Below are 3,156 nucleotides of genomic sequence, written 5' to 3'. Positions count from 1 at the left end.
GGTGCGGGCTGAGACCGGGTCGCGGGCAAGGGCTGCGCGGCAGGCGCCGTTTGCTGCTGCGCCGAAGACGGCGCGGCGAGCATCAGCATCGCCAGCGAGGCGATCATGGCGGATGCAGCGGGGAACTTGAATGTCATCATCAGTTACACTTCAGCCCAGTGACGGATCAGGTTGTGATAAATCCCGGTCAATTTGACCGTTTCAGGGTCATCGCGCCCCAGCCGCTCCACCAGAGCCTGGATCGCTGTATCGAGATCAAAGATCAGGCTGCGCGCGTGAGCATCCCGTACCATGCTCTGCAGCCAGAAAAAAGACGCTACCCGCGCTCCCCGCGTAACCGGCGTCACCAGATGCAGACTGGACGCAGGATAAAGCACGAGATCGCCGGCCGGCAGCTTGATTTCATGCGATCCGTAGAGGTCCTCTATGACGAGCTCGCCGCCATCGTACTCTTCCGGCTCCGATAAAAATAGCGTGACCGACAGGTCGGTGCGGATCCGCAGGCCCGTCAGTCTGTCCCCGCGCACCGCATTGTCGACATGCAGACCGAAACGGTGCCCGTCGCTTGCGGCGTAGCGGTTGAACAGGGGTGGAAAGATTTGAAGCGGGATCGCCGCCGAGATGAACTGCGGGCTTGCCGACAGCGCCGTCAGGATACGATTGCCGAGCAGCCTGGCGACCTCGCTGTCGGGCGGCAGCTGCTCGTTTCGCTTGACCATTGCCGACGCGGCACCCGCGGTGGAACGGCCGTCCTCCCATTCGGCCTGCTCCATGATGCGGCGGAAGTCCGCCACATCGGCCTTGCTCAATACGTTGGGAACACAGATCAGCATCTCGTGCCGCGAAGCCTCCGTCAGTAACGCGCAGACACAACCAGATACGCCGCGCGTCCCGGCGCTTCGAGCACGAACGGCGCCGCGCTCTGGTAGAGCGCGTCGTAGTAGCGCTTGTCGAAGATGTTGTTGACGAACAGTTTCATGGTCCAGTTCTTGTCGATCTTTGCCTCAGCGAACGCGTCGAAGCGCCAGTAGCTCGGGATCGAGGTGCCCTGGTTCGCCGCGAGCAGCGTGCCGCCGTAGACCTTCGAGCGATAGACCGCCTGCCCGCCCAGCTCCCACATGTCGGTGAGCTGATACTTCGTCAGCATGCTGAACGACTGGTGCGCGACGTTGGCGAGCGGAAGTCCCACGTTGCTGGAGTACAGGATCGTGTTGGCCGGCGGCGCCATCGACTTCGTTACTTCCGACTGCATCAGCACGAGACCGCCGAACACGCTCCATTTGTCGGTGATCTTGCCGCCGACGCCGAGATCGATACCGCGGATGCGGTAAGCAGCGCCTGCCGTGATGCAGGATACGTTGCCCGTCGTTCCGGCCGGATAGACGCATCCCGGGACCGCCGCAGCTGCGGTGGTGCTGTTGACGTTCTGCGCTTCGCGCGCGTTTTCCTTCTCGGTCTGGAACAGCGCCGCCGTCACCAGCAAATGACGGTCGAACAGCTCCCATTTGGTGCCGACTTCGATCGCCTTGTTCTTCTCCGGCCCGAAGATCTGGTTATTGCCGCCGTTGAGAACCGGATTGATACCGCCATAGGCCGTGCTGGTGCCGTCGAACTCGGCGCCAACGGGATTGGACGAGGTCGCGTAGGCCGCATAGACGCTGCCGTTCGGCAGCGGCTTCAAGGTGAGACCAACGTTGAAGTTCGGCATTCCGAACTCGGCCGACTGCTGCCCGAAGGTGCCATTCGATGCAAATGCGGACGTGTTGATCTTGTAGTCGTCGTAGCGCACGCCGCCATTGAGGATGACGAAGTCGTTGTAGTTGGCGGAATCCATGACGTATCCGCTCACGGTGTCGACGCTGATCCTGGTCGGTCTTCCCATCAGCGATGGAATTCCGAACGGCTGATTTGTGTATTGCGGGTTGAAGACGCTGACGCCGGAGAGCGAGCCGCCGCCAGTGAAAGCCGATGTGCCGGTCGTAATTTCGGAGGCCAGGCCGGTGTAGCTGTCGATCGAAGACCGCTCGTTGTCGTATTCGACGCCGGCAGTGGTCGTGTGCTTGAAGCCAAGGCCGTCGACCGACTTGTAGGTCGCCTCCGTCTGGTTCGCGAACACGTCGGTGACCTGATAGCGGCTCTGCGGGTTGGCATTGAGGGTCGAGGCCGAGAGCGGATTGGTCAGCGTCGGTTGTTCCGGCAGCGTGCCGATGTAGTTCTGGGTCGAGCGTGATTCCCGGATCTTGTTGCTGATCGTGAGGTCCGGCGTGATCCGCACCTCGGCATTGATCGTTCCGATGTCCTGCCCGGTCCTGAAGAAGTCACGATTGACGAAGCCATAGAAATTGTTGCGGTTCACACCGAAATCCGGGAACGGGCCACCGGCGGTGCTCGCCGTGCTCGGCCGGTAATAAGGCACGCCGAAATCCGGGATACCGGTGAGTTCGGTGTGAATGTAGTTGCCGCTGATCGTCACCGCGTCGACCGGCTTCCAGGTGCCGGCGACGAACGCACCATCGCGGTTGTCGGTGACATAGCTGCGGCCGGCGACGCCGGCATCCTGGAACAGGCCGCCGGCACGGATCGCCAGCGTCGGGCTGATCACCTGGTTGACGTCGAGCGTCACCCGCTTGGTGCGATCGGTGCCGAACGTGGTGTCCATGTTGTAGAAGCTCTTGTCCATCGTCGCCTGCTTGGTGACGATGTTGATCGCACCACCGGTGGTGCCGCGACCTGCAAAGGACGAGCCCGGGCCGCGCAGGATCTCGACCTGCTCGGTGAAGAAGTTCTCGCGGACGCTGACGCCGGCGTCGCGCACGCCGTCGATGAAGATATCGTTGCGCGCATCGAAGCCGCGGATGAAGAAGCGGTCGCCGAACGCATTGCCGCCCTCGCCCGTGCCGAGCGTGACGCCGGCGGTCGAGAGGATCGCCGACTTCAGCGAGGTGGCGTTCTTGTCCTCGAGCACGTCCTTGGTCAGCACCGTGACCGACTTCGGCGTGTTCAGGATCGGCTCGGGATATTTCCCGGATGCCTGCAAACGATCGCCCTTGTAGGGTGCGGCCGGATCCGCGTAGCGATCGCGGTCGGCGGGAAGGCCGCCGGCGTTGGGGAACGGCACCGGCGCCTGCGCTGCCTGCTGGTTGGCGCGCCGCGCGG

General features: G+C 62.8%; 2 protein-coding genes. Both read right to left on the bottom strand.

The window, feature by feature from the left end; translation table 11 throughout:
* Window positions 1–143: 143 nt before the first annotated feature.
* A complete protein-coding gene (locus H8A92_RS40060) occupies window positions 144–833 on the bottom strand; it encodes a Fe2+-dependent dioxygenase (protein ID WP_229200749.1) in 690 nt (229 codons plus the stop codon).
* Window positions 834–853: 20 nt separating this feature from the next.
* Window positions 854–3,156 (bottom strand): TonB-dependent receptor (locus H8A92_RS40055; protein WP_229200748.1); only part of this gene is annotated, 2,303 nt, incomplete at its 5' end.

The organism is Bradyrhizobium acaciae (genome assembly GCF_020889785.1).
Lineage (GTDB): Bacteria > Pseudomonadota > Alphaproteobacteria > Rhizobiales > Xanthobacteraceae > Bradyrhizobium > Bradyrhizobium acaciae.
This window is presented reverse-complemented; position numbering and strand designations above follow the sequence as displayed.